Genomic DNA, 26567 nt, shown 5'->3' with positions numbered 1-26567 from the left:
CGGCGGCCCTGCTCCTCGGAGGAGCACGGCCGCCGACGTCGTCGCACGACCGGACGCCGCGCCGCGCGAACGCCGAGGGCCGCAGGAGTCGGGTGACTCCTGCGGCCCTCACGCCCCCTCGGGCGGGGATCGCGCCCGGTCAGGCGGTGCGGTCCAGGTCGCCGCGCAGCACCGGGTGGGCGAAGGGACTGCCGTCGGCGTAGCGCGCCAGCTCGTCCGCCGCCGCGGCGGCCATCCGCCGCAGTTCGCCGCCGAGCGAGCCGGCCACGTGCGGGGTGAGCAGGACGTTGGGCAGGTCGTAGAGCGGCGAGTCCTCCGGCAGCACCTCCGGGACGGTGACGTCCAGGACGGCGTTGAGGCGGCCCGAGACCAGCTCCTCGACCAGGGCCTCCTGGTCGATCAGCGAGCCGCGGGAGGTGTTCACCAGCGTCGCCCCGTCGCGCATCAGGGCGAGCCTGCGGCGGTCGATCATGTGCCGGGTGCCGGGCAGTTCGGGAGCGTGCACGCTCACCACGTCGCTGCGCTCGCACAGTTCGTCGAGGGTCACCGAGCGGGCGCCCAGCGCGGCCGCCTCGGCCTCGTCCACGTACGGGTCGTGGAGCAGCAGCTCCAGGTCGAAGGGGCGGAGCAGTTCGAGGACGCGCCGCCCGATCCGGGAGGCGCCGACGATGCCGGTGGTGCGCCGGTAGTTGCCGGCCTCGGGGTAGGCGGCCTGCCAGTCGTGCGGGGCCCGCCGCGCGCGGTAGTCGGCGCTGAGCCGCAGCAGCTGCTTGTTGGCGAACAGCACGTTGGCGACGGTGTACTCGGCGACGGGCAGGGCGTTGGCCCAGGCGGCCGAGGAGACCTGGATGCCGCGGTCCCAACAGGCCTCGGTGACATGGTGCTTGACCGATCCGGCGGCGTGGACGACGGCGCGCAGCCGGGGCGCGGCGGCGAGCACGGCCTCGTCGAGCGGCGGGCAGCCCCAGCTGCTGACGATCACCTCGGTCTCGGCGAGGACGGCGGCCGCCTCGGGGCCGGTGAAGTCGTCGACGACCAGCACCGGGTCGAGTTCGGCGAGGGTGGTGAGCCGGGCCATGGTCTCGTCGTCGACCAGCCGGCCGACGAGGTCCGGGGTCATGACCAGCAGGGCGCGCGGGCGCCGGCGCGGCGGGGTGGGCGCGTTCCCGGTCGCGGCGTTCGGGGCGGGCGGGTTGGGCACGTGGTTCTCCGGCGCGGTCGTGGAGTCGGCGGTCTGGTGGGTCACTTGACGCTTCCCGCGGTCAGACCGGCCTTCCAGTGGCGCTGGAGTGCGACGAACGCGACCACCAGTGGCACGACGGCCAGCAGCGAGCCGGTCACGACCAGCGGGTAGAACTCGGGGAACGCGTGGGTCTGGGTGTTCCACGCGTACAGGCCGAGGCTGACCGGGAAGAGCCGGTTGTCGGAGAGCATCACCAGCGGCAGGAAGAAGTTGTTCCAGATCGCGGTGAACTGGAACAGGAACACCGTGACGAAGCCGGGCATGACCATCCTGAGCCCGATCGACCAGAAGGCGCGCAGCTCGCTCGCCCCGTCCGTCCGGGCGGCCTCCAGCACCTCGCCGGGGATGTAGCCGGCGCAGAAGACGCGGGCGAGGTAGACGCCGAAGGGGTTCACCAGGGAGGGCAGGAAGACCGCCCAGAAGGTGTTGGCGAGGCCGAGTTCGGAGGCGAGCAGGTACATCGGCAGGGCGAGGGCCGTGGTCGGCACCAGCACGCCGAGCAGGACGAGCCCGAACAGCTTCTCCTTGCCGGGGAAGGCGTACACGTGGAAGGCGTAGCCGGCGCCGACGCAGACGAGGGCGCAGAGCAGGGCTCCGATGCCCGCGTAGAGCAGCGAGTTGAGGTACCAGCGGAAGTAGATGCCGTCGCCGGTGGTGGCGAGGGCGTGCAGGTTGGCGCCGAGGTTCCAGTTGGACGGTGTGAGGGTGTGGCCGCCGAGGAGGTCGCCGGTGTTCTTGGCGGCGGCGGTGAGCAGCCAGCCGAGCGGCAGCAGGGTGTAGGCGGCCGCCAGCACGAGGGCGCCGTTGACGGCGGCCTTGGACAGGGTCCAGGGCGTGCGCCTGGCCCGGCCGCGGTCGGTCCTGGGCGCGCGGGGGCGCCGGCGGGTTTCGCGTTCGGGGGCGAGCGTGGTCATGCGGAGTCCTCCGTCCGGCGGGCGGGGCGGGTGCGGGTCGCCCAGGTGACGAGGAAGGACAGGACGGCCGCGGTGAGGGCCAGCAGCACCGAGGAGGCGGCGGCGAGGCCGTAGTCGCCGCGGTCGAAGGCGGCGGTGTACGCGTACATGTTGGGGGTCCAGGTGCTGACGACGCCGGGTGAGGCGCCGTGCAGGATCATCGGTTCGGTGAACAGTTGGAGGGAGCCGATCACGGTGAACAGCCCGACCATCACGATCGAGGCGCGGATCAGCGGGATCTTGATGCTGAGGACGGTGCGCAGCGGGCCGGCGCCGTCGACGATCGCGGCCTCCAGCACCTCGCGCGGGACGGCCTGGAGCGCGGCGTAGAAGATGACGGTGTTGTAGCCGACCCATTCCCACAGCGCGATGTTGACCACGGCGGGCAGCGGGTTCCCGAGCAAATCGGGGCTGCTCCCGGCGGAGTTCAGCGCCTCGATGACCGGGCTGATGCCGGGGGTGTACAGGTACATCCAGATCAGGGCGGCGATGATGCCGGGCACCGCGTGCGGCAGGAACAGCGCGAGCTGGAAGAAGCGGCGGGCGCGGGCCAGCGTGGAGTCCAGGAGCAGCGCGAAGACCAGCGACAGGCCGACCATCAGCGGGATGTACAGCAGGCAGTACAGGGCCGTGGTGCGGAAGCCGTCGAGGAAGGCCGGGTCGCCGAGGGCGCGGGTGTAGTTGCCGAGGCCGGTGAAGACCGTCTCGATGCCGCCGAAGCCGAGGCCGGAGCGGTGCTCCGAGTAGAGGCTGAGGTAGACGGCGTACCCGATCGGGACGAGCGTGCAGGCGGTGAAGAGGACCAGGAACGGCGCGAGGAGCACGGCGGGCGCGCCGTACCGCCCGGGCCGGAGCCGCCCGCGGGTGGGGCGGGCGGGCTCGGTCCGGGCGGCGCGGCCGGTCGGAGCGGTGGTCACTGGGCGACCTTGATTCCGCGGTTCTTCAGCTCGGCGACGGTGGCCTGCTGCGCCGCGTCCACGGCGGACTGGACGGTGCCGCCCTGGGTGAGCTTGCCGAAGGCGTCCTTGAGGGAGTTGTTGGTGGCGCCCATGGCGGGGCCCCACTGCCAGCCGGGCTTGATGGACTTGGCGGCGTCGCCGTAGATCGCGTAGACGTCCTGGCCGCCGTAGAAGTCGGTCTTGAAGGCGGCCTGGGCGACGGAGACCAGGGCCGGGGCGGCCGGGTAGGCGGAGGAGGTGCCGGAGGCGATGCGGGCGTTGAAGCCCTCGGGCGTGCTGGTGGCCCAGGTGGCGAACTCCACCGCGGCCTTCGCCTTCTTGCTGTTCTTGGAGACGGCGAAGGTGGTGCCGCCGAGCATGCCGCTGGCGGGGCTGCCGTCCCAGGTCGGGACGGGGGCGACGGCCCACTTGCCGGAGGCGTCGGGGACGGTGCCCTTGAGCACGCCGCCGCCCCAGGTGGCGCCGAGGTAGCCGGCCGTCTCGCCCTTCTGCAGGGAGGCCGTCCACTGCTGGCTGAAGGACGGCATGACCCGGACCAGGTCGTCGTTGATGAGCTGCTGCCAGTAGTCGGCGACCTTCTTGGTCTCCGCGCCGGTGGCGTCGACGTTCCAGGCGTCGCCCGAGCTCTTGAACCAGTGGCCGCCGGCCTGCCAGGCCATGGCCTCGAAGGTGGTCGGGTCGTCGGGGAAGAAGGTGGCGATGCGGGCGTCCGGCTGGGCCTCCTTCAGCTTCTGGGCGGCGGTGCGGAACTCGTCCCAGGTCTTCGGCGGGGTGATGCCGGCCTTGTCGAGGAGGTCCTTGCGGTAGTAGAAGGCCTGCGGCGAGGCGTCCAGCGGCAGGGCCCAGGTGGTGCCGCCGAGGGTGGTGAGTTCCAGGGCCTGGCTCAGGTACTTGGCCTTGACGCCGTCGGTGACGAGCTTGCCGATGTCCTGCACGGCGCCCTGGCTGACCATGTCGGGCAGTTGCACGTACTCGACGTTGAACACGTCGGGCGCGTTGCCGGCCTTGACCGCGTTGGAGATCTTGGCGTAGCCGCCGGCGACGCCGGAGGGGATCTCCTCGTAGGTGACCTGGATGTCCGGGTGGCTGGCGTTGAAGGCGGCCACGACCTCCTTGGTGCCCTTGGCCCAGCCCCAGAAGGTGAGGGCGACGGGCTTGCCGTCGCCGGCGCCACCACTCGAGGAGTCGCTGCCGCAGGCGGCGAGGGACGTCACGCAGAGGGCGGACGCGACGAGCGCGGCGGCCAGGCGGGGGGCTCTGCGGACACGGGCGGGGGTCGTGGACATGGCTCGTCTCCCGGTGGAGGGGGGTGTGAGGGGTGTGGCCATCCTGGGACCGCGCTTCGATCGAAGTCAAGAGTTCAGGATCAAATGATCTGTTTCGATCCGGCCGAACCGTCAATGTTCAGGCTTCTTTATGGGAAAGCGCCCGTTCCGTGACGTTCACCCCTGTCCAGCCGGATCATTTGATCAATATCATGGGCGATCGATCCGGGTCATCCCCGGACTCGGTCCCCGCCCCACCCGAGGAGCCCGGCATGCCCCCGATCGAGCTACCGCCCGAAGACCGCGCGCTCAGCCCCCTCACCGGCTGGACCAGGGCGCACTGGGAGGCCGCCGCCGACGGCCTGCTGGCCGCCGTCCGCCGTCACGCCGGCCCCGCGCACGCGCTGATCGGCCTGCCCGGCGACCGTCCCAGCTGGTCCGGCCCCCGCTCGGACGGGCTGGAGGGCTACGCCCGGACGTTCCTGCTGGCCGCCTTCCGGGTCGCGGGCGCCGGCGGCGACGACCCCCACGGGCTGCTCCCGGCCTACGCCGAGGGGCTCGCCGCCGGCACCCGCCGCCCGACCGCCGACCGCGCGCTCACCGATACCGACCCCGTCTCCTGGCCGGTGATCACCGACCGGGGCCAGGCCATGGTCGAGGCCGCGTCCATCGCCCTCGCCCTGCGGATCACCCGCCCCTGGCTCTGGGACCGCCTCGACGAGGACGTCCGCGAACGGGCCGGCGCCTGGCTGTCCCGCGCGCTCCACCACGCCCCCGTGGACAACAACTGGTGGCTCTTCCCGCTGACCGTCGGCGGCTTCCTCGCCGAGGCGGGGATCGACACCGAGGCCGCCGAGCGGGCCGTGGAACGCGGCCTGGCGAGGATCGAGACCTGGTACCGGGGCGACGGCTGGTACACCGACGGGCGCCCGCGCGCCTTCGACCACTACAACGGCTGGGCCTTCCACCTCTACCCCGTCCTGCACGCCCACCTGGGCGGCCACCGGCAGCTGCTCGACCGGTACGGCGGCCGGCTCGCCGCCCACCTCGACGCCTGTGCCCGCGCCTTCGGCGCCGACGGCGCCCCCGTCCACCAGGGCCGCTCGCTCACCTACCGCTTCGCCGCCGCGGCCCCGCTGTGGGCCGGCGCCCTCAGCGGGCACACCCCGCTGTCCGCCGGCACCACCCGCCGCCTCGCCTCCGGCGCCCTGCGCCACTTCCTCGACCGCGGCGCGCTCGACGCCGAGGGCCTGCTCACCTCCGGCTGGCACGGCCCGTACCCCCCGATGGTCCAGCCGTACTCCGGCCCGGCCTCCCCCTACTGGGCGAGCAAGGGCTTCCTCGGGCTGCTGCTGCCCGCGGACCACCCGGTCTGGACGGCCGTCGAGCAGCCCGGGCCCGCCGAACTCGCGGACGCCGTCCACCCGCTCCCCCGGCCCGGCTGGCTGATCCAGTCCACCGCCGCCGACGGCCTCGTCCGGCTGCACAACCACGGCAGCGACGACCAGCCCGCCGACGAGGTGCTGCCCGACGACCCGCTCTACGCCCGCCTCGCCCACTCCACCGCGACCGGCCCGGTGCTGGACGGGCCGCCGGACAACCACCTCGGCCTGATCGCCGGCGGCACCCTCACCGAGCGCGGCCGGATCGAACCGCTCGGCGCCGGCGACGGCTGGGCCGCCTCCGCGCACCGGCCCCGGGCGGGCGGCGAGGAGCTGCCCGGCGTCGTCGTGACCTCCCTCGTGCTCGCCGCCGGGGCCGAGGAGGTACACGCCCACCTGGTCACCGGGGCCCAGCCGGGCACCGAGGTCCGGCACAGCGGCTGGGCGGCGGCCGGCGACGGCGTCGCCACCACCGTGGACGGGCCGCTCGCCACCGCCACCGCCACCGGGGCGGACGGCCTGCCGCTGCTCTCCCAGCTGCGCCACGCGGAGGGCTACACCACGGCCGGCACCGACCCGCTGCCGGCCGGCACGGCGCTCGGCGCCGTCGGCGCGGTCCCCCGTGCCACCGGGCGGACCACCGGCGCGGCCACCCTGTTCGTCAGCACCGCCCGGCTCGCCCGGGGCCCGGCGCCCCGGCCGCCCCTCGCGGCCGTCGGGATCCGCACCGAACGCACCCCGCGGGGCCACCTGCTCCACGTCCACTGGCCGGACGGCACGCGGCACACCGCCGAACTCGCCGACGGCTCCGTCACCGTCCACCGGGAGGACTGACCCCGTGCGCCTCGCCCTCTCCACCCTGGGCCTGCCCGGCCGCCCGCTCACCGAGGTCCTCCGGCTGGCGGCCGAGCACCGCTGGCAGGGACTCGAACTGCGCTGCGCGCCCGGCGAACCGGTGCACCCGGGCCTGACGGCCGCGGAACTGCGCAGTGCCCGAAGGGAGTTCACCGCCCACGGGATCACCCCGCTCGCCGTGGCCTCGTACCTCGGCGTCGCCGCGCCGGGCGAGGACGACCGGGCGGTCGCCGACCTGGTCGACCACCTGCGGCTGACCGCCGACCTCGGGGCGCGCCACCTGCGGGTCTTCCCGCACGGCGAGCGGTCCGCCCCGGACGAGGACGACCGGCGGGCCGCCCGGCGGCTCGCCGCGGCGGCCGACACCGCCCACGCCCTCGGCGTCCGGATCCTGCTGGAGACCCACGACTCGCACCGCGCCGGGCGTGACGTGGCCCGGGTGCTCGACCTCGTCGGGCACCCGGCCGTCGGCGCGCTGTGGGACCTGCTGCACACCCACCTGGCCGGCGAGAGCCCGGCGCGGAGTCTGGCCGCGCTCGCACCCCACCTCGGCTACGTCCAGGTCAAGGACGTCGCGGGCGAGGACGACCTCACGCCGATCGCGCTCGGGGCGGGCGTGCTGCCGATCGCCGAGTGCGTGCGCGCCCTCCCGGCGGACTGCTGGGTGTCCTGGGAGTACGAGGCCCCCTGGTACCCGGCCGCCGCCCCGCTGCCCGGGCTGCTGGACGCCGGCGCGGCCCACCTCGCCCGGCTCACGGCCTGAGCCCCGGGCGGGGCCGGCCGGGGCGACTCAGCCGGCCTCGCCCGCGCCGCCGCAGGAGGTGCGGACCTCCAGCGAGGGCAGCAGTTCGAGGCGGTGCACGGGCAGCGCGGAGCCGAGCCGAAGGCGGCGCAGCAGCAGTTCCACGGCGGCCGCGCCGACGGCCCGCTTCGGCGGCGCCACGGCGGTCAGCGGCGGCGCGGCGAGGGCCGCGAACACGTCGTCGTACGCGATCAGCGCCACGTCGTCCGGCACCTGGACGCCCCGGGCGCGCAGCAGCGGCGGAAGCTGGATGGCGTCCTGGTCGTTATGGACCAGGACGGCCCGCACGCCCCGCCCGGCGGCCTCGGCGATCCGCTCGGCGACGGCCTCGGAGTCGACGCCGGGGCGGCGGATGTCGATCACCGGTTGGGGCTCCAGTCCCAGCAGCGCCGTCCCCTCGGCGTACCCAGCCCGGACCTGGTGCGCCGTCCAGGTGTCCTCCCGGGCGACCAGCAGCACCGAGCCGTGTCCGAGCGCGACCAGGTGGCGCAGCGCGAGCAGGACGCCGTACCGGTGGTCCGAGCCGACGGAGTCCAGTAGCGCGCCCTCGCCGTCGGCGGGCGGGCGGCGCTCGACGAGCACGGCGGGTACCGGGAGCCTGCCGTCCCCCAGGCCGCGCTCTCCGCCGGCCGGGCGCCAGTTGGGGGTCAGCAGCAGGCCGTCCACACCGGAGTCGAGCAGCTGCCCGATCTGGGCGCGGTCGTCGGCCGACTCGTACGGGGCGATGGCGAGCACCAGGCGGGCACCGGCCTCCGTCGCGGCCACCCGGGCGCCGCCGACCACCTCGTCGAAGTACGAGCCGACCGTGGGCACGAGCATGCCCAGGACCGTCTCGGCGCCCTCGGCCGCGGTGGGCTTGGCGCGCGGCAGCGAGACGGAGCCGTGCGAACGCTGCAGCAGCCCGTCGTCGGCGAGCACCGCCACGTCGCGGCGGACGGTGACGGCCGAGAGGCCCATCCGGGCGGCGAGGTCCACCACGCGGACCGTCCTGAGGTCGCGCACGACCTCCAGGATCCGGGACCGACGCTCCTCGGCCGTGATGGTCATGGCTTCCTCCTGCGTACCCCGTGCGCACGGTGTCTGATCGATCCGGCTCGTTCAATCGAAATTCGATCGAACGAACACAGGCGTGCCGAGTCGATCAGAACCACCGTACCGGTCACACCAGCGTCCGGTCAGGTCCTCCCGGGTTCCCGGCCTGCGGAAATCCCGCCCGGGAGGTCCGGTTGGTCCTGATCACCCGGATCCGTCCGCGCTCCAGCCGGCCCCGGGCCTCCGACGGCGCCGCGCGCCCGGCCGCTCCCCCGCTCACCGGGCCGGCCGGAACGGCGCCCCGGTGCTCGCCCGCAGCACGACCTCGGTCGGCAGGGCCGGCCGGGCGGGCCGCCCGTCCCCGTCGGACTCCAGCGCCAGCTCGACGGCACGGGCGCCCAGCCGCTCCAGCGGCATCCGCACCGTCGACAGCGGGGGCGCCACGTCCGCGGCGAACGGGATGTCGTCGAAACCGGCCACGGACATCCGGCCGGGCACGTCCACGCCGCGCGCGCGCAGTTCGCCGAGCGCTCCGACGGCGCAGATGTCGGACAGCGCCAGCACGGCGGTCGGCCACTGGGCCCGCGGGCGGTCGAGCAGCCTCCGCATCGCCTCGCGGCCTCCCTCACGGGTGAACTCCACGTGCTGGACGGCCCCTTCGGCCGGTTCGAGGCCCGCCTCGGCGAGGGCCTCGCGCACCCCGGCGAGCCGCTCCACCGGGACCCGCAGCCGCTCCGGCCCGGTGATCACGGCGAACTCGCGGTGCCCGAGCTCCAGCAGGGCGCGGGTCAGGGCGGCCGCGCCGCCGCGGTTGTCCGGCAGGACCGCGGCGTAGTCGGGCCCGTGGTCGGTGATGGTCGCGATCCTGCCGCCGTCGGCCCGGTAGTCGGCGAGCGCCGCGTCGACGGCCCGGACGGCGGCCGGGTCGGTGTGGGCGGAGCCGGCCAGGACGATGGCCCGGACGCGCTGGCCGTGCAGCATGCGGATGCCGCGCACCTGCGTCTGCGGATCGCCGTCCGTGTTGACCACCAGCGGGAGCAGCCCGGCCCGCCCGGCGGCGTCGGAGACCCCGCGGGCGACGGCCGCGAAGTACGGGTCGGCCACGTCGTGCAGCAGCACGCCGACGTTGGCCGTGGCCGCCCGGGCGAGGGCCTGGGCCGGGGCGTTCGGCAGGTACCCGAGGGCGTCGGCGCTGGCCCGGACCTTCGCCGCCAGTTCCCCGCCGACCGTCCGGGCCGAGCCGTTGAGCGCGCGGGAGGCCGTCGCGAGCGAGACCCCGGCGTGGCGGGCGACCTCGCTGAGAGTGACACCCATCGACCGTTCCCCGCTTTCCGCCACCACGTGCATTGACGCGCGCAGCATATCTCCATAACCTCCGGGAAAGCGCTTTCCACCTGACCGGTCAAGACTGACGGCTCAAGACGCGGAGGACCACGCATGACTCAGAGGACGATCGGCGTCGTGATGAACGGCGTCACCGGCCGGATGGGCTACCGCCAGCACCTGGTGCGCTCGATCCTGGCCATCCGCGAACAGGGCGGCCTCGCCCTGGAGGGCGGCGACACCCTGTGGCCCGAGCCGATCCTGGTCGGCCGCGACGCCCGCAAGATCCGGGAACTGGCGGACCGCCACGGCCTGACGCACTGGACGACCTCGCTCGACGAGGCGCTCGCCCACCCCCTCGCCGAGATCTACTTCGACGCCCAGGTCACCCCCGCCCGCGAACCCGCCCTGCGCGCCGCCATCGCGGCCGGCAAGCACGTCTACACCGAGAAGCCGACCGCCGAGTCCCTCGACGCAGCGCTCGAACTCGCCCGGCTCGCCCGGGAGGCCGGCGTGTGCAACGGCGCGGTGCAGGACAAGCTCTTCCTGCCCGGACTGCGCAAGCTCAAGCGCCTGGTGGACGGCGGCTTCTTCGGCCGCATCCTGTCGGTGCGCGGCGAGTTCGGCTACTGGGTGTTCGAAGGCGACTGGCAGGAGGCGCAGCGCCCCTCCTGGAACTACCGCGCCCAGGACGGCGGCGGCATGATCCTCGACATGTTCCCGCACTGGCGGTACGTGCTGGACCAGGTCGTCGCCCCCGTCCGCTCGGTGTACGCCCACACCGCCACCCACATCCCCGAGCGGGTCGACGAGCAGGGCCGCGCCTACCCGGCGACGGCCGACGACGCCGCCTACGGCATCTTCGAACTGGAGGGCGGCATCACCGCCCAGATCAACTCCTCCTGGGCCGTCCGGGTCGACCGCGACGAACTGGTGGAGTTCCAGGTCGACGGCACCGAGGGCAGCGCCGTCGCCGGGCTGCGCAACTGCCGGATCCAGCACCGGGCCACCACCCCCAAGCCGGTGTGGAACCCGGACCTGCCGGCCACCGAGCGGTTCCGCGAGCAGTGGCAGCAGGTCCCGGACAACGGCGAGTTCGACAACGGCTTCAAGGCGCAGTGGGAGCTGTTCCTGCGGCACGTCGCCACCGGCTCCGCGTACACCTGGGACCTGCTGGAGGGCGCCAAGGGCGTCCAGCTGGCCGAACTCGGCCTGCGCTCCGCCCGCGAGGGCCGCCGCCTCGACGTCCCCGCCCTGGAGATCCGATGACCGAGCTGAACCTCCCCGGCCTCGGCCGCCACCGGCTGGGCACCCCGGAACCGCTGGACCTCCCGGCACACCCCCCGCGCAGCCGCACGGCCTTCGCCGCCGCACACGTCGTCGCCGACCCGCTCGGCGGCAACGCCCCCGGCGCCCCGGCCGCCGTCGACTGGGAGGCCACCCTCGCCTTCCGCCACCACCTCTGGTCGCTGGGCCTCGGCGTCGCCGACGCCATGGACACCGCCCAGCGCGGCATGGGCCTGGACTGGACCGCCACCCGGGAGCTGATCGTCCGCTCCGGCGCCGAGGCCCGCGCCGTCGGAGGCAGCCTCGTCTGCGGCGTCGGCACCGACCAGCTCACCGCCCCGGGCGCGGACCTCGCCGCGACCACGGCCGCCTACGAGGAGCAGCTCGCGGTCGTCGAGGAGGCCGGCGCGCGGCCCGTCCTGATGGCCAGCCGCGCCCTCGCCACGGCGGCCCGCGGGCCGGAGGACTACCTCGACGTCTACGGACGGCTGATCGGCCAGGCCGGGCAGCCGGTGATCCTCCACTGGCTCGGCGAGATGTTCGACCCCGCGCTGGCCGGCTACTGGGGCTCCGCCGACCTGGACACGGCCACCGAGACGGTGCTGGCGCTGATCCGCGAGAACCGCGCCGGCATCGACGGCATCAAGGTGTCCCTGCTCGACGCCGAGCGGGAGATCGCCCTGCGCCGCGCCCTGCCCGAAGGCGTCCGCCTCTACACCGGGGACGACTTCAACTACCCGCGGCTCATCCGCGGCGACGAACTCGGCCACAGCCACGCGCTGCTGGGCGTCTTCGACCCGATCGCCACCCGCGCCGCGGCCGCGCTGCACGCCCTGGACGCCGGCGACACCGACCGGTACGACGCGCTGCTCGCCCCCACCCTCCCGCTGGCCCGCCACCTGTTCGCGGCGCCGACGTACCACTACAAGACCGGCATCGTCTTCCTCGCCTGGCTGGCCGGGCACCAGAGCCACTTCACCATGGTCGGCGGGGCCCAGAGCGGCCGTTCCGTGGCCCACCTGGTGGAGCTGTTCCGGCTGGCCGACGCCGCCGGGGTCCTGCCCGACCCGGACCTGGCGGCGCACCGGATGCGGCAGTTCCTCGCGGTGGCAGGGGTGGCGGCGTGAACCGGCTCTCGCTGAACCAGATCACCACCAAGGGCTGGAGCCTGCCGGAGGCGGTGCGCGGCTGCGCGCAGGCCGGAGTCCCGGCCATCGGGCTGTGGCGCGACAAGGTCGAGGAGGTCGGCGTCGGACGCGCGGCCTCGCTGATCCGCTCGGCGGGCCTGACCGTCAGCAGCCTGTGCCGGGGCGGGTTCCTCACCGCCGAGGGACCGGACGCCCATCGGGCGGCGCTCGCCGACAACCTCCGCGCCCTGGAGGACGCCGCCGAACTGGGCACCGACACCCTGGTGATGGTCGTCGGCGGGATCCCCGAGGGCAGCCGCGACCTGGCCGGGGCGCGCGAACGGGTCGCCGACCGGCTGGCCGAACTCGCGCCGTACGCGGGCGATCTGGGCGTACGGCTGGCGATCGAGCCGCTGCACCCGATGTTCTGCGCCGACCGCGCCGTCGTCTCCACCCTCGGCCAGGCCCTCGACCTCGCCGAGCGCCACCCCGTCGAGCAGGTCGGGGTCGTCGTCGACAGCTACCACGTGTGGTGGGACCCGGACCTCGCCGCGCAGATCGCCCGCGCGGGCGCCCGGATCGCCTCCTACCAGGTCTGCGACTGGACGCTGCCGCTGCCCGCCGACGCGCTGCTCGGCCGGGGCCACGTGGGCGACGGGCACATCGACTTCGGCGCGCTGACGGCGATGGTCACGGCCGCCGGGTACACCGGCTGGATCGAGACCGAGATCTTCAACCAGGAGATCTGGGACACCCCCGGGGAACGGACCCTCGCGACGGTGGTCGAGCGCCACCGCGCCCACGTGGTGGGCGCATGAGGGTCGTCCTCGCCCCGGACTCCTTCAAGGGGACGGTGACGGCGACCGACGCCGCCCGGGCGCTGGCCGAGGGCTGGCGCTCGGTGCGGCCGGACGACGAACTGATCGCCCGTCCGATGGCCGACGGCGGCGAGGGCACCGCCGCCGCCGTCGCGGCCGCCCTGCCCGGCACCACCGAGCACGACGTCCCCGGCTGCACCGGCCCCGACGGACGGCCGGTCACCGGGCGGTACGCCCTGCTCCCCGACGGCACCGCGCTGGTCGAACTCGCCGTCGCCAGCGGACTGCCCCTGATGGCCCGCCCCGCGCCGCTCACCGCCACCACCCGGGGCACCGGCGAGGCCGTCGCCGCGGCCCTCGACTCCGGCGCCCGCCGGCTGACCGTCGCCCTCGGCGGCTCCGCCTCCACCGACGGCGGGACCGGCCTGCTCGCCGCGCTCGGCCTGCGGCTGACCGACCCGCAGGGACGGGAACTGCCCGACGGTGGCGGGGAGTTGACGCGACTCCACCGGGTCGACAGCACGGGCCTGCGCCCGGCACCGCCCGACGGCGTGGTCCTGCTCACCGACGTCGCCGACCCGCTGCTCGGCCCGGACGGCGCCGCCGCCGTCTACGGCCCCCAGAAGGGGGCGGGCCCGGACGAGGTGGCCCTGCTCGACCGGGGCCTGTCCCGGCTCGCCGCGCTCCTCGGCGGCGACCCGGCGCAACCCGGCGCCGGGGCCGCGGGCGGCACCGCCTACGGCCTCACCGCCGTATGGGGCGCCGTCGTCCGCCCCGGTGCCGCCGCCGTCGCCGACCTCCTCGGCCTCGACCGGGACATCGCGGCGGCGGACCTGGTGATCACCGGTGAGGGCCGGTACGACGCGACCAGCCTGCGCGGCAAGGCCGTCGGCGAGGTCCTCGCCCGGGCCGCCCGCGCCGGCGTTCCCGCCCGGATCGTCGCGGGCGAGTCGACCGACGACCGGGTGCTCACCCTGAGCGCGCTCGCGGGCGACCCGGCCTCCGCCCGGCAGCACGCCCACACCTGGCTGGCCCGCGCCGGAGCACGGCTCGCACAGGACGCGGCGACCGGCTGACTCCGCGCCGGCCCGGCCGGGGGCGGCGGCTCGGCCCGCTCCACGGCGGGGTCGGCGGAGCACGGGAGCACCGGCTGGTTGCCAGTCGTCGATACGGTCCCATCAGCGCCGGGTCGCTCCACCCGGGCAGCCGGGCCGGCCGCCCTCGGCGAGCGGGCCCGGCGTGGTGTCGAGGACGCGTGCCCCGAGCCCTCGGGAGCGGTCCGGACCGTGAAGGAGCCCACGCCGGCCGCCGTGCCGTGGACGAGGACGGTACCGCCGGGGCCGGGGCCGCCGCTGCCGAGGTGGGTGGCCGGTCGGCGGCGGGCCCGCGAGACCGCGCGCTCCCGGCTCAGGCCGTCGCGACGAGGCGGCGCAGCGCGGCCCGGGCGGGCGGGCCCCAGCCGGCCTTGCCGCCGGGGCGTCCGTGGACCCCGGCATCGCCGATGCCCAGGCAGACGAGGGCGCGCAGCACGGCCCAGCCGCGGGCGCGGCGGAGGGTGGCGGCGTCCGCGGCGGGCCGGTACGTCTCGTGGAAGCGGTCGACGGCGCCGTCCGGCAGCAGGAGCCAGGGCGCGGCGAGGTCGCCGGCGGGGTCACCGGCGAAGAGGTCTCCGAAGTCGATGACCCCGCAGAGGGTGCCGTCCGCGGTGAGGACGTTGGCCGGGTGCAGGTCGCCGTGGAGCCAGAGCGCCGGGCCGGTCCATTCGGGGGCGTCCACGGCGTCCTCCCAGACGGCGCGGACGGCTTCCGGGTCGGGGATGAGTCCGAGCCCGGTCATCGAGGCGAGCCGCCGGGCGAAGCCCTCGGCGTAGCCGGCGAGCGGTCCGCCGCGGCCCCGGCCCGCGGGCGCCCCGGCGGGGGCGGGGCGGTGGAGGGCGCCGAGGAACGCGGCGAGGGCGTCGGCGGCCTGCTCGGCGCGGGTGGCCGGGGCGCGGTCGGCGGGCTCGCCCGGCACCCAGGTGGTGACGAGCCAGGGGCGCGGGAAGCGTTCAGAGGGCTCGCCGAGGCGCTGCGGGACGGGTACCGGCAGCGGCAGGTGCGGGGCGAGGGCGGGCAGCCAGGCGTGTTCCTTGCGCAGCAGCGCGTCGGCGCCCTCGGTCGCCCAGGGCAGCCGGACGGCGAGGTCGTCGCCGAGCCGCCACAGCTGGTTGTCCCAGCCGCGCGCGCCGAGGCGCACGGGGAGGTCCGCCAGGTCGGGGTGCTGGTCGCGCAGCAGGTCGCGGACCAGTTCCGCGGTGATGTCCGTCGCGGGGTGGGTCATGCGGAGCAACGGTAGCCGGGCGTACGGTCCCGAGGGGGCTATTCGGTCTGGACGGCGATCAGGCAGGTGTCGTCCTCGGTGTCGGCGGGGCTGAGTTCGAGCAGCCGGTCCAGGTACTGCTCCAGGTCGGGGCCGGGGGCGCCGGCCGCCCGGAGCAGTTGCTCCACGGACTCCTCCACGGGGCGGTCCCGGCGTTCGACGAGCCCGTCGGTGTAGAGCAGCAGGACGTCTCCGGGGTCGAGCCGGGCGGTGCGTTCCTCGTACTCGGCGTCGTCGAGTGCGCCGAGCAGCACGCCGTGCGGCAGCGGGAACACCTGGGCGCCGTCCGCGCCGAGCCGGATGGGCGGCAGGTGGCCGGCCCGGGCCCAGCGCAGTTCGCCGCCGACGGGGTCGAGCAGCACGCAGACGGCGGTCGCGGTGACCTGGCCGGGTTCGCGCAGGGCGACGGTGTTGGCCCAGGCGAGCAGCCGGCCGGGGCCGGCCCCGGTGACGGCGAGGCCGCGCAGGGCGTGCCGCAGCGCGACCATGCCGGTGGCCGCGCCGACGCCGTGCCCGGCGACGTCCCCGACCGCGAGCAGCACCCTGCGGTCGGGCAGCACCATCACGTCGTACCAGTCGCCGCCGACCCGGTCGCGCTGGGCAGCGGGGCGGTAGCGGACGGCGGCGTGCAGGCCGGTGACGCCGAGCGGGGGCGGCGCGGCGGGCAGGATCGCCTGCTGCAGCCGGAGCGCCAGCTGGGCGCGCTCGGCCGACTCCTGCTCGCTGTCGGCCAGGCGTTCCCGGGTGGCGCCGAGCGCGACCTCCGTCCAGTGCTGGGCGGAGACGTCGTGGTAGGCGCCGCGGACGGCGACCAGCCGGCCCGCCTCGTCGACCACCGGTTCGGCGATCACCCGGGTGAAGCGGTGGGTGCCGTCCGGGCGGTCGAGCCGGACGACCGCGGAGGCGGTCCGGTGGTGGTGCCGGACGGTGTCCAGCAGGCGCCGGATGGCCGGCCGGTCGTCCGGGTGGGTGTGCCGCGCGAGCCGGTCCAGCGGTACCGGGGGCGCGCCCGGCGGCAGGCCGTACAGTTCGTGCAGCCCGTCGCTCCAGCGGATCCGGCCCTCGGCCGGGCGTTCCTCGAACCCGGCCACCCGGGCCAGTCGTTGGGCCTGGCGCAGCAGGGCGGTGCGCTCGTCCTGCTCCTGTTCGTCGTCGAGCTGCCAGCAGAGCAGCAGCCGGTCGCCGAGCGGCAGGACCGAGAGCAGGACGGCCACCGGGACGGCCGGGCCCTGCTCCCGGAAGGCCAGCCGGACCCGCTCGGCGGTGGACGGCACGCCCGTCTCGTACGCGCGGCGCACCCGGTCGAGCAGTCCGGCCGCGCAGGCGACCGGGTAGGTCTCCAGCAGCGAGGCGCCCTCCAGTGCCTCGCGCGGGCGGCCGAGCGGGTCGCGGAACCGGGCGTTGACCCGCAGCACCGTGAAGTCGGCGACGTGTTCCGCCCGGACGACGGGGGCCAGCAGCAGCGCGGGGGTGAGCAGGCCGGCCAGGAGGGCGCCGGCCTGCTCGGGGGCGGCGGGCCCGGGCGGCGGGCCGAGCAGGGTCGCGCAGAGGTCGGCGAGGGCGTACAGCGCGCGGCGTTGGGCGGGGTCGAGCACCGGGAGGGGGTCCTCCGGGCCGCCGGGCGGCCAGAGCAGTTCCAGTGCGCCGTGGCGGCGGCGCCGGTCGAGCAGCGGGAGGACGGCCCGGGCGGGGCCGGCGCCCACCGAGGGCCCGTCCGTGCCCGGATCGCCGGGCCACAGCTCGGGGCCGCCGTCGACGACCAGCTGCGCCGGGGTGGGGACGCCGGGCGGCACCCGGGACCAGCCGGCCGCCTCCTCGGCGGAGAGGCCGGCCTGCGCGGCGAGGCCGAGTCCGCCGTCGGGCAGCCGCTGCCAGACGGCCACCGCGCGGATCCCGAGCGCCGCAGCGGCCTGGTCCAGGACGGCCCCGGCGGCGTGCTCCAGGTCGGGCGAGGCCGCGAGCGCGGGGGCGAGCGGCAGGGCGGCGGCGGGCGGCCCGGCGGTGGGAGGGCCGAAGGCCGTCGGTCCTGGCCCGCCGTCCGGTCCGATCCCACCCTCCGGTCCGGTCCCGCCGCCCGGAGGGGGCCCCGGCTCCGGAAGTCCCGCGATGTCCGCCGCCAGTGCGAGCACCGGCACGCCCGACTCCCGGGCCAGCCGGGCGAGGTGGACGGCGGCCTCGGCGACCGGCAGGCGGAGCCGTTCGGCCAGGATGCCGGTGGCGAGGTCGACGGCGGCCCTGGTCCGCGCCTCGGCGCGTGCCCGGGCGGCGGCGGCCCGGAGGCGGCGGACGGTCTCGGCCAGGGCACGGGCGGTGCGCTCCGCGGCCTCCTGACCGGACGGCTCCGGCCCGGCGGTCACGGCGCACCCCGGTGGGGGGCCATCGCTCGGTCATGCCGGACCGCGGCACCCGGCGGGCGCCCGGCCGCGGCTCCCCCACGCCGAGGTGCGGTCATGAGGCGTCCAGCCAGTCCCGCATCCGCTCCAGCAGCCGGACGGTGTCGACGGGCTTGGTGACGTGGTCGTCGGCGCCGGCCGCCAGGCTGCGGGTCCGGTCGCCGGGCATGGCCTTGGCGGTGACGACGACGACCGGCAGCCGTTCGAAGCGCGCGTCGGCGCGGATCGCCGCGATGGCCGCGTAGCCGTCCAGTCCGGGCATCATGACGTCCATCAGCACCAGGTCGGTCTCCGGGTGGGCGCGCAGCAGGTCGAGCCCGGCGCGGCCGTCGGAGGCGTGCAGGATGTTCAGGCCGTGCCGTTCCAGGGCGGCGGTGAGCGCGAAGACGTTGCGGATGTCGTCGTCCACGATCAGTACGGTCCGTCCGTCGAGCGGTCCCGCCGGGGCCGGGGCCGGGGCCTCCTCGGTGACGGCGGAGCTCCCGCCCCCGAGCGCCCCGGTCACCCGGACCCGCAGCTCGTCCAGCCCGCCGACCCGTTCCACGCCCACGGGCGGCGGCGTGCCCGCGCTCCCGTAGCCGAGCACCGGGGTGCCGCCCGCGGCGAGCTCCCCGAGCAGCGGGGCGAGGTCCACGGCGCCGACCAGGTCCAGCAGGACGCACCGGTAGGGCCCGCCGGTGAGCGCGGCCCGCAGCCCGGCCTCGTCGCCCACCCCGTCGACCCGCACGGCCGCCGCCGTCCCGCTCCCCTCCGCGGTCGAGCCGTCGGCCGGCGTCTCCGGCAGCGTCGCCACCGCCGCCCGGGCGAGCTGGGTGAGCAGCCCCGGCGGATCGGGCTCCACCACCAGGACCCTCGGTTCGTCCCCGTCGCCCGCCGGCGCCTGTTCGCCCAGCGGCAGGTACAGGGTGAACCGGCTGCCCTGCCCCGCCGCGGAGCGGACGGTGAGGGCGCCGCCGAGCAGCCGGGCGAGTTCCCGGCTGATCGACAGCCCGAGACCGGTACCGCCGTAGCGCCGCGCGGTGGAGCCGTCGGCCTGCTGGAAGGCACCGAAGATGGTGTCCAGGTGGGCCGGGTCGATGCCGATCCCGGTGTCGTCCACGTGGAAGGCCACGGCGGCGGGCGACCGCCCGAGCCCGGGCGGCAGTTCGTCCCCCTCGACGCGTTCGATGCGCAGCTCGATCCGGCCGGTGTCGGTGAACTTGACGGCGTTGGAGAGCAGGTTGCGCAGCACCTGGCGCAGCCGCGACTGGTCGGTGACGATCCGCTCGGGCACGGTGCGGTCGACGGACAGGTCGAAGGCGAGCCCCTTCTGGTCGGCCAGCGGCCGGAAGGCGGACTCCACGTACTCCAGCAGTTCGCGCAGCGTGAAGGGTTCGACGGCGAGGTCCATCTTCCCGGCCTCCACCTTGGAGAGGTCGAGGATGTCGTTGATGAGCTGGAGCAGGTCGGTGCCGGCGGAGTGGATCACGCCGGCGTACTCGACCTGTTTGGGGGTGAGGTTGCCGCCGCTGTTCTCGGCGAGCAGCTGGGCGAGGATGAGCAGGCTGTTGAGCGGGGTGCGCAGTTCGTGGCTCATGTTCGCCAGGAACTCCGACTTGTACATCGAGGTGCGGGTCAACTCTCCCGCCCTGTCCTCCAGTTCCTGGCGGGCCTGCTCGATCTCCAGGTTCTTCGCCTCGATGTCCCGGTTGCGCTGGGCGAGCAGCGCCGCCTTCTCCTCCAACTCGGCGTTGGAGCGGCGCAGTTCTTCCTGGCCGTCCTGCAACTCGTCGGTCCTCGCCTGGAGTTCGGTGGTGAGCCGGCGGGACTCGCCGAGCAGTTCGTCGGTGCGGGCGTTGGCCAGCAGGTTGCCGAGGTTGACTCCGCAGGCCTCGGCGAACTGGGCCAGGAAGTCGCGGTGCGCCTCGGTGAACGGGTGGACGGAGGCGAACTCCATCACGCCGATCAGCCACTCCTCCAGGGCGATCGGCAGGATGACGACCGAGCGGACGTCGGTGCCGCCGGTGCCGGAGGAGACGGTGGCGTACCCGGGCGGCAGGTCGTCCACGGTGACGGTGCGCCGGGTCCGGGCGGCCTGGCCGACCAGGGACTCCCCCGGCCGCAGCCTCCGCCGCTCCCCGGCCGGGCGGCCGTAGGCGCTGGTCAGGGCGAGCTCGGTGCCCTCGGCGCCCTCCTCGGCGAGGAAGAACGCCCCGTACTGTGCGCCCACCAGCGGGGTGACCTCGTCGGTGATCATCTCGGCGACGGCCAGGATGTCCCGCCGGCCCTGGATGGCGGCGGAGAAGCGGGCCAGGTTGGTCTTGAGCCAGTCCTGCTCCTGGTTGGCCAGGACGGTCTCGCGCAGCGATCCGACCATCGCGTTGATGTTGTCCTTGAGGTCGGCGACCTCCCCGGAGGCGTCCACGCTGATCGAGCGGGTCAGGTCGCCGGCCGCGACGGCGCTGGTGACCTCGGCGATCGCCCGGACCTGCCGGGTCAGGTTGCCGGCGAGCTCGTTGACGTTCTCGGTGAGCCGCTTCCAGGTGCCGGAGACGCCCTCCACCCGGGCCTGCCCGCCGAGCCGCCCCTCGCTGCCGACCTCCCGGGCCACCCGGGTCACCTCGGCGGCGAACGAGGACAGCTGGTCGACCATCGTGTTGACGGTGGTCTTGAGCTCCAGGATCTCCCCGCGCGCGTCCACGTCGATCTTGCGGGTCAGGTCGCCGTCGGCGACGGCGGTGGTCACCTGGGCGATGTTGCGCACCTGGCTGGTCAGGTTGTGCGCCATGAAGTTGACGTTGTCGGTGAGGTCCTTCCACGTCCCGGCGACGTTGGGCACCCGGGCCTGGCCGCCCAGGATGCCCTCGGTGCCGACCTCGCGGGCCACGCGCGTCACCTCGTCGGCGAAGGCGGACAGGGTGTCCACCATGGTGTTGATGGCGTCAGCGAGGGCCGCCACCTCGCCCTTGGCCTCGACGGTGATCTTCCGGGAGAGGTCGCCGCGCGCGACCGCCGTCGCCACCTCGGACATCGAGCGGACCTGGCCGGTCAGGTTGGAGGCCATCACGTTGACGTTGTCGGTGAGGTCCTTCCACGTCCCGGAGACGCCCCGGACGGTGGCCTGGCCGCCCAGGTTCCCGGCGGTGCCGACCTCCCGGGCCACGCGCGTCACCTCGTCCGCGAACGAGGACAGCTGGTCGACCATCGTGTTGATGGTCTCCTTCAGCTCCAGGATCTCGCCGCGCGCGTCGACCCGGATCTTCTGGGTCAGGTCGCCCTCGGCGACGGCGGTGGTCACCTCGGCGATCGAGCGGACCTGGGCGGTGAGGTTGTCGGCCATGACATTGACGGACTCGGTGAGCGCCCGCCAGGTGCCGGAGACGTCCCGGACGTCCGCCTGGCCGCCGAGCCGGCCCTCGGTGCCGACCTCCCGGGCCACCCGGGTCACCTCGTCCGCGAACGAGGACAGCTGGTCGACCATCGTGTTGATGGTCGTCTTGAGCTCCAGGATCTCCCCGCGGGCGGCGACCGAGATCTTCTGGGTGAGGTCCCCGTCGGCGACGGCCGTCGCCACCTGGGCGATGTTGCGCACCTGCCAGGTCAGGTTGCCCGCCATCGCGTTCACCGAGTCGGTCAGGTCGCGCCACGTCCCGGCGACGCCCGGCACCTGGGCCTGCCCGCCGAGCCGGCCCTCGGTGCCGACCTCCCGGGCCACCCGGGTCACCTCGTCCGCGAACGAGGACAGGGTGTCCACCATGGTGTTGACGGTGCTCTTGAGCTCCAGGATCTCCCCGCGGGCGTCCACCTCGATCTTCTGGGTGAGGTCGCCGCGCGCCACCGCCGTGGTGACCTGGGCGATGTTGCGCACCTGCCAGGTCAGGTTGCCCGCCATCGCGTTCACCGAGTCGGTCAGCTCCAGCCAGGTCCCGGTCGCCTCCGGCACCTGGGCCTGCCCGCCGAGCCGCCCGTCCGTGCCGACCTCGCGGGCCACCCGGGTCACCTCGGACGTCACCCGGGCCAGCTGGTCGGCCATGCCGTTGAAGACCGCCGCGATCTCCCCCAGCACCCCCGGGCGGTCCGGGGCGAGCCGGGTGCGGAAGTCCCCGTCGCGTACGGCCGTCAGCCCGGCGAGCAGCTGCCGCAGCGCCTGCTCGGCCGGATCGGGCGGGCCGGGCGCGGGTGCTCCGGCCACCGGGTGCTCGTCCATCCGTCCACCGTCCGGATCGCTCGCCCGGCCGGGGTGCGCCGTCCGGGCGCCCCGGTCCGAGGGCGGCGGGCCGCCGCCCTGCTCCCACTGTGCCACCGCGGGCCGGGGGTGACACGCGGGGAGGGGGATCCGGGGCCTCAGCCCGGCACGGTGTCGCGGATCGGAAAAGCGTCGGTGGCGCCGGTGAGTTCGAGCATCCGCAGGATCAGCGGCCGGGGCCGGGCCAGCTCGATCCGGCTGCCGTCCACGGCCGCCCGGGCCTTGGCCCGCAGCAGGACGTTGAGCCCGGTGGAGTCGCAGAACTCCAGCCCGGCGCAGTCCACGACGACCACGGTGGCGGGCTCGCCGAGGGACCGGTCGAGGGCGGCCCGCAGGTCGGCGGCCGAGTCGAGGTCCAGCTCGCCCGTCGGCACCAGCACGGTGCCGAGGGCCCACGGCCGGGTCTCGACGGTGAGCCCCTCCGCCCGGGCGACGGCCGGGCTCCCCGACTTCGACGGGCGCTGCGTCATGGCTCCGGACTCCTCTCGCCGGACGGGCCCCCACCGGCCGGTGGCCGGCGTCCACATCCCTGCGGCTGTCCGCTGCGGCCCGCCGGAAACCTCCCCGGCCGGCCCGGCGCCCGCCGTCGGGACCGCGTCCGCGGGGCCCGCCCGGCGGTCAGCCCGGCCGCCCCGGCTCCCCGGCCCCGTCCGCGGCGGCCGTCGTCAGCACCGGCGGGCGCGCCACCTCCAGCCAGACCAGCTTCCCGCCGTCCTCGGGCCGGGACCCCCAGGCGGCGGCGAGCCGGTCCACCACCCGCAGCCCGTGCCCGCCCGGCCGGCTCGGGCCGGCGAACGGGCGCAGCCGGGGCGGGACGGGGCTGGCGTCCGCGACCTCCACCCGGAGCCGGGCGCCGTCCCAGGACAGCCGCAGCTCGCGCGGGCCGCCGGGGGCGTGCAGGCAGGCGTTGGTGACCAGCTCGGAGACCATCAGCAGGACGTCCTCGGCAGCGGCCCGCCGGACCTCGTCGGGGGCCGGCAGCCAGTGCCAGGAGACCAGCGCCCGCCGGCTGAACTCCCGGCTGCGCTGGACCGCGGCAGTGCTGCCCCGCAGCCCCAGTCGCCTGGTCTGCTCCCGTTCCGGCGGCCCGCCGTTCCCGGGGCGTTCCACGGCCTGCCTCCTCTCACCTCGGTCCGGGCGGTGCGGCGGGCCCCTCGGGACTCTCGCCGGAGGCCGCCAGCGCGGTACCGAGGTCGGCGTGGACCCGCAGCACGCCGTCGGCCCCGGTGATCGCGAACAGCCGCGCCACCGACGGGACGGGGCCGGCCAGCTCCAGCCGCAGCCCGGCGGCCCGGGCGTCCAGTCGGGCGCGCAGCAGCACGTTCAGGCCGGTCGAGTCGCAGAACCGCAGACCGGCGAGGTCGACCACGATCCGTTCGATGCCGTCCGCGGGCGCCGGGCTCGCGAGCGCGGAGCGCAGCAGCTCCGCGCTGTCGTGGTCCAGCTCCCCGGCGACGCTGACGATCCGGTCCGGCCCGCGGTCGGCCACCGCGACGCGCAGACCGTCGGGTTCGGGCTCGCCGGCTCCGTCCCGGCCGGCGGGCTCACGGGATTGCTCGGCTGACCCTGGCATGGCTGGCTCCCGGTCCGGCGGGGACGGCGGGGCGCCGTCCGGACCATCATCACGCGTGCCGGGCCGGGCCGCCCGAACGGCCGCACCCGCGAACACCCCGGGTACGGGCGGGAGCAGCGTTCGTCGGCCGTCCATGCCCCGCGCCTGCCCCGGCTCGGCCGGCGCACACCCGTCGGACCGTGATCTTCCGGGCCGGTCCCGGCTCGCACGCTCCGGGCCGCGCCCCGCATCGCGCCCCGGATCCAGCCCGGACCGGTCCCGGACGTTAGGGCTTCCCGTGACGGGGCAGCCGCCCTGGTGGCGGGGGCCGCAGGCCGCCCGCCGGGGTGCGCCGTCCGGACCCGACCGGGGCGCTCGAACGCACGGAGGACAAGGACAGGCCCGTGAGATTCCTCGACCGCAGCACCGCCGGACACCAGCTGGCCCGCCGACTCGCCCCGCTGCTGGGCGGGCGGTCCGGAACCGGGGTGGTGGTCCTCGGGCTCGCACCCGGCGGGCTGCCGGTGGCCGCCGAGGTCGCCGAGGCCCTGGGCGCCCCGCTCGACGCCACCGTGGTCCGCCCGCTGGCCGTACCGGGCCACGACCGGCCGGTCGGTGCGATCGCCGACGGCGACCCGCCGCTGTTCGACCGGTACACCCTGAAGGATCTCGGCGTCACCACGGCCGAGCTGGGCGCGAGCGTCAAGCGCGAACGGGTCGAGGTGCACCGCCGCGAGGCGCTCTACCGCCAGGGCCGCGACCGGCTGCCGCTGCGGGGGCGCACCGCCGTCCTGGTCTCCGACGGCCTGATCGACGCCCTCACCGCCCGGGCGGCCCTCCACGCCCTCGCCGGCGACCGGCCGGAGCGGCTGATCCTCGCGGCCCCGGTCGGCGACGCCCGGATCGCGGCCGACCTGCGCCGGGACGTGGACGCGGTGGTCTGCCTCCACCTGCCCCGCTACGCGCACGCCGCCGGGCCCTGGTACGGCGAGTTCCACGACGTCACCGACCGCGAGGCGGCCGTCCTGCTGCACCGGCGCACCCAGCCCGGCCGGGCCCCGGCCGGGCGCGCGCCGGGCGGCGGCCGGCGGGGCTGACGGGGCGCGGCGCCCCGGCCACCCCGCACCCGGCCATGCCGCCGGCGCGTCCGCCGCCGTCAAAACCCGTTGCCCGACGGAGGGTGGGCGGACCATCATCCCGTCATGAACCGCCCCCCGCACGTCACCGTCCCCCCGCACGCCGCCGCCCCGCCGCGCCTCATCGAGCTGGACGGGGGGACGCTGCGCCGCTTCGACGGCGAGGCGGACCTCCCCGAGTTCTTCGCAGTGATCGAGGAGTCGCTGGACCACCTGCGGCCCTGGATGCCCTGGGTGGCCGAGCACAGTCGCGCGAAGACCGCCGAGTTCCTCGCCGGCCGCGCCGAACTCTGGGACAGCGGGCGGGAGTTCACCTACGCGATCGTGCGTGACGGCGCGATCGTCGGCACCTGCGGGCTGTTCCGGCGCGAGGACACCCCGGCCGAAGCCCGGGAGATCGGCTACTGGCTGCACCCGGCGGCCACCGGCCGCGGGCTGGCCACGGGGGCGGCGCGGGCCCTGTCCGCCGAGGCCTTCCGCCTTCCGGGGGTGACCCACGTCGAGATCGTGCACGACCCGGCCAACCCGGCCAGCGGCGCCGTCCCGGCCCGCCTCGGCTTCACCGAGCACCTGCGCCGCCCCGCCGAGGTGCTCGCCCCGGCCGAGACCGGCGAGGAGCTGGTGTGGCGGCTGACCAGGGATCAGACCCCGGCCCGGTGACCCGGCCCTCCCCGCCGTCCGCACGACACGCCCCAGGGGCCCGAACGGCGGCCCGCGCACTCACCCGCCGGTCTGCGGGTCCGCCGACACCCCCTCGGGAAGCTTGTACCGAACTGTCCGATTCCTCATACTTCCGGTCAGTGCCTGTCAGGAGCAGATCATCCGCCGTGCTTCCGGAGAGCACCGGCTTGGGTCCGCCCACCGCCTGACGGCGCTTCACGGCCCCGACCCCCAGGGCCGTCACCCCCTCTGGAGGAGATCGGTGAGGACCACGCGCCCCACGCCCCGCACCGGCACCACACGCCGCTTCCGCCTGCTCGCCGCCACCCTCGGCCTGCTGACCGCCACCGCCGTCGCGGCTCCCGGAGCCGCCGCCGCCCCCGTCGGCCCCGCCGAACCCGAACAGCTCTCGGCGGTCAGCGAGGCCATCCTGGGTGCCGAGGTCAACGGCACCGCCTGGTACGTCGACGAGGCCGCCGGGCGCGTCGTGGTGACCGCCGACAGCACCGTGACCCCGGTCTCGCTCGCCAAACTGATGAGCGCCGCCGGCCCCAACGCGTCCAGCGTCGACGTCCACCGCGTCCCCGGCGTCCTCTCCCCGCTGGTCGCCGCCGGCGACGCCATCTACGGCGGCCAGTACCGCTGCTCACTCGGCTTCAACGTGGTGAGCGGCAGCACCCACTACTTCCTCACCGCCGGGCACTGCGGCAACGTCGCCCCCGACTGGTACACCGACCTCAACCACACCACCCGGATCGGGCCGACCATCGCCTCGACCTTCCCCGGCCACGACTACGCGCTGGTCCGCTACGACAACAGCGCGCTCAGCCACCCCGGCGGCTTCACCTCCGCCCCGAACGCCTACGTCGGCGAGGCGGTGAAGCGCACCGGCTCGACCACCGGCACCCACGGCGGCAGCGTCACCGGGCTCAACGCCACCGTGCGCTACACCGACGGCAGCATCGTCAGCGGCCTGATCCAGACCAACGTCTGCGCCGAGTCCGGCGACTCGGGCGGCCCGCTCTACGACGGCGCCAAGGCGCTCGGCCTCACCTCGGGCGGCAGTGGCAACTGCACCTCGGGCGGGACGACCTTCTACCAGCCGGTCAACGCGGCGCTCTCCGCGTACCAGGTCAGCGTGTACTGACCCGGGCCTTCCGCGGAGCCGTCGGCCCGCCGCACCGGGTGCGGCGGGCC

Annotated in this window: 21 protein-coding genes; 9 read left to right on the top strand and 12 right to left on the bottom strand. The window is 75.7% G+C overall.

Translation table 11 applies throughout. The features are described from left to right. Positions 1-139: 139 nt before the first annotated feature. The 4 genes from ACWD4P_RS32265 to ACWD4P_RS32250 all read right to left on the bottom strand — a co-directional run bounded on the left by ACWD4P_RS32265 (position 140) and on the right by ACWD4P_RS32250 (position 4441). The gene (locus tag ACWD4P_RS32265) at positions 140-1120 is read right to left on the bottom strand and encodes a hydroxyacid dehydrogenase (RefSeq protein WP_449782091.1); all 981 of its coding nucleotides are present in this window, start codon (positions 1118-1120) and stop codon (positions 140-142) included. 122 nt (positions 1121-1242) lie between these two features. Continuing rightward, on the bottom strand, positions 1243-2157 hold the full coding sequence (locus tag ACWD4P_RS32260) for a carbohydrate ABC transporter permease (protein ID WP_449782090.1): 915 nt from the start codon (positions 2155-2157) through the stop codon (positions 1243-1245). Then, positions 2154-3113, bottom strand: coding sequence for a carbohydrate ABC transporter permease (locus ACWD4P_RS32255; protein ID WP_449782089.1), 960 nt, complete (start codon positions 3111-3113; stop codon positions 2154-2156). Before ACWD4P_RS32255 ends, ACWD4P_RS32260 begins: the two co-directional genes overlap by 4 nt. Next, the gene (locus ACWD4P_RS32250; protein ID WP_359829780.1) at positions 3110-4441 is read right to left on the bottom strand and encodes an ABC transporter substrate-binding protein; all 1332 of its coding nucleotides are present in this window, start codon (positions 4439-4441) and stop codon (positions 3110-3112) included. Before ACWD4P_RS32250 ends, ACWD4P_RS32255 begins: the two co-directional genes overlap by 4 nt. 251 nt (positions 4442-4692) lie before the next feature. On the opposite strand from ACWD4P_RS32250, the gene ACWD4P_RS32245 reads away from it, so the two are divergent. Beyond that, positions 4693-6636, top strand: a complete 1944-nt coding sequence (locus ACWD4P_RS32245; RefSeq protein ID WP_449782088.1) for a DUF2264 domain-containing protein — start codon at positions 4693-4695, stop codon at positions 6634-6636. A 4-nt stretch (positions 6637-6640) separates the two neighbouring features. Continuing rightward, complete coding sequence (locus ACWD4P_RS32240) at positions 6641-7420, top strand: sugar phosphate isomerase/epimerase family protein (protein ID WP_449782087.1); 780 nt, start codon at positions 6641-6643, stop codon at positions 7418-7420. Positions 7421-7447: 27 nt separating this feature from the next. Here the strand turns inward: ACWD4P_RS32240 and ACWD4P_RS32235 are convergent, their stop codons facing one another. Together ACWD4P_RS32235 and ACWD4P_RS32230 are read right to left on the bottom strand one after the other, a co-directional pair. Next, entirely contained in the window at positions 7448-8506 is a 1059-nt protein-coding gene (locus ACWD4P_RS32235; RefSeq protein WP_359829777.1) for a substrate-binding domain-containing protein, read from the bottom strand. Between the two features lie 261 nt (positions 8507-8767). Continuing rightward, positions 8768-9805: a LacI family DNA-binding transcriptional regulator gene (locus ACWD4P_RS32230; RefSeq protein WP_449782086.1), complete on the bottom strand. Its 1038-nt coding sequence runs from the start codon at positions 9803-9805 to the stop codon at positions 8768-8770. 123 nt (positions 9806-9928) lie between these two features. Here ACWD4P_RS32230 and ACWD4P_RS32225 point away from each other — a divergent pair, with 123 nt between their 5' ends. Genes ACWD4P_RS32225 through ACWD4P_RS32210 form a run of 4 tightly spaced genes read left to right on the top strand, consistent with a single transcriptional unit; the run spans position 9929 to position 14122 of the window. Continuing rightward, positions 9929-11083, top strand: coding sequence for a Gfo/Idh/MocA family protein (locus ACWD4P_RS32225; RefSeq protein WP_359830815.1), 1155 nt, complete (start codon positions 9929-9931; stop codon positions 11081-11083). Beyond that, positions 11080-12228: a dihydrodipicolinate synthase family protein gene (locus ACWD4P_RS32220; protein WP_449782085.1), complete on the top strand. Its 1149-nt coding sequence runs from the start codon at positions 11080-11082 to the stop codon at positions 12226-12228. The genes ACWD4P_RS32225 and ACWD4P_RS32220 overlap by 4 nt, the downstream gene beginning before the upstream one ends. Further along, positions 12225-13046 (top strand): sugar phosphate isomerase/epimerase family protein, encoded by an 822-nt coding sequence (locus tag ACWD4P_RS32215; protein ID WP_359830810.1) that lies wholly within the window; start codon positions 12225-12227, stop codon positions 13044-13046. Before ACWD4P_RS32220 ends, ACWD4P_RS32215 begins: the two co-directional genes overlap by 4 nt. After that, positions 13043-14122 carry a glycerate kinase gene (locus tag ACWD4P_RS32210; protein WP_449782084.1) on the top strand — a complete coding sequence of 360 codons (1080 nt, stop codon included), beginning with the start codon at positions 13043-13045 and terminating at the stop codon, positions 14120-14122. The genes ACWD4P_RS32215 and ACWD4P_RS32210 overlap by 4 nt, the downstream gene beginning before the upstream one ends. A 331-nt stretch (positions 14123-14453) precedes the next feature. On the opposite strand, the gene ACWD4P_RS32205 is transcribed toward ACWD4P_RS32210, so the two are convergent. From ACWD4P_RS32205 to ACWD4P_RS32180, 6 genes are all read right to left on the bottom strand, one after another. Further along, entirely contained in the window at positions 14454-15365 is a 912-nt protein-coding gene (locus tag ACWD4P_RS32205) for a phosphotransferase (protein WP_449782083.1), read from the bottom strand. Between the two features lie 38 nt (positions 15366-15403). Next, positions 15404-17761, bottom strand: a complete 2358-nt coding sequence (locus ACWD4P_RS32200) for a SpoIIE family protein phosphatase (protein ID WP_449782082.1) — start codon at positions 17759-17761, stop codon at positions 15404-15406. Positions 17762-17852: 91 nt separating this feature from the next. Then, positions 17853-21983, bottom strand: a complete 4131-nt coding sequence (locus tag ACWD4P_RS32195; protein WP_449782081.1) for a HAMP domain-containing protein — start codon at positions 21981-21983, stop codon at positions 17853-17855. A gap of 137 nt (positions 21984-22120) precedes the next feature. Next, positions 22121-22492, bottom strand: a complete 372-nt coding sequence (locus ACWD4P_RS32190) for an STAS domain-containing protein (RefSeq protein ID WP_449782080.1) — start codon at positions 22490-22492, stop codon at positions 22121-22123. A 148-nt stretch (positions 22493-22640) separates the two neighbouring features. Continuing rightward, positions 22641-23132 (bottom strand): ATP-binding protein, encoded by a 492-nt coding sequence (locus ACWD4P_RS32185; RefSeq protein ID WP_449782079.1) that lies wholly within the window; start codon positions 23130-23132, stop codon positions 22641-22643. Positions 23133-23145: 13 nt separating this feature from the next. Continuing rightward, entirely contained in the window at positions 23146-23595 is a 450-nt protein-coding gene (locus tag ACWD4P_RS32180; RefSeq protein WP_449782078.1) for an STAS domain-containing protein, read from the bottom strand. 383 nt (positions 23596-23978) lie between these two features. Here ACWD4P_RS32180 and ACWD4P_RS32175 point away from each other — a divergent pair, with 383 nt between their 5' ends. From ACWD4P_RS32175 to ACWD4P_RS32165, 3 genes are all read left to right on the top strand, one after another. Continuing rightward, a complete protein-coding gene (locus ACWD4P_RS32175) occupies positions 23979-24671 on the top strand; it encodes a phosphoribosyltransferase (RefSeq protein WP_449782077.1) in 693 nt (230 codons plus the stop codon). Between the two features lie 105 nt (positions 24672-24776). Beyond that, complete coding sequence (locus ACWD4P_RS32170; protein ID WP_449782076.1) at positions 24777-25370, top strand: GNAT family N-acetyltransferase; 594 nt, start codon at positions 24777-24779, stop codon at positions 25368-25370. 262 nt (positions 25371-25632) lie between these two features. Continuing rightward, complete coding sequence (locus tag ACWD4P_RS32165; RefSeq protein ID WP_359829492.1) at positions 25633-26517, top strand: S1 family peptidase; 885 nt, start codon at positions 25633-25635, stop codon at positions 26515-26517. Positions 26518-26567: the final 50 nt, after the last annotated feature.

The sequence above is a fragment of the Kitasatospora sp. NPDC002543 genome (genome assembly GCF_053594915.1).
The sequence above is the reverse complement of the archived record's forward strand: the minus strand, read 5'-3'. Positions and strand labels throughout refer to the sequence as shown.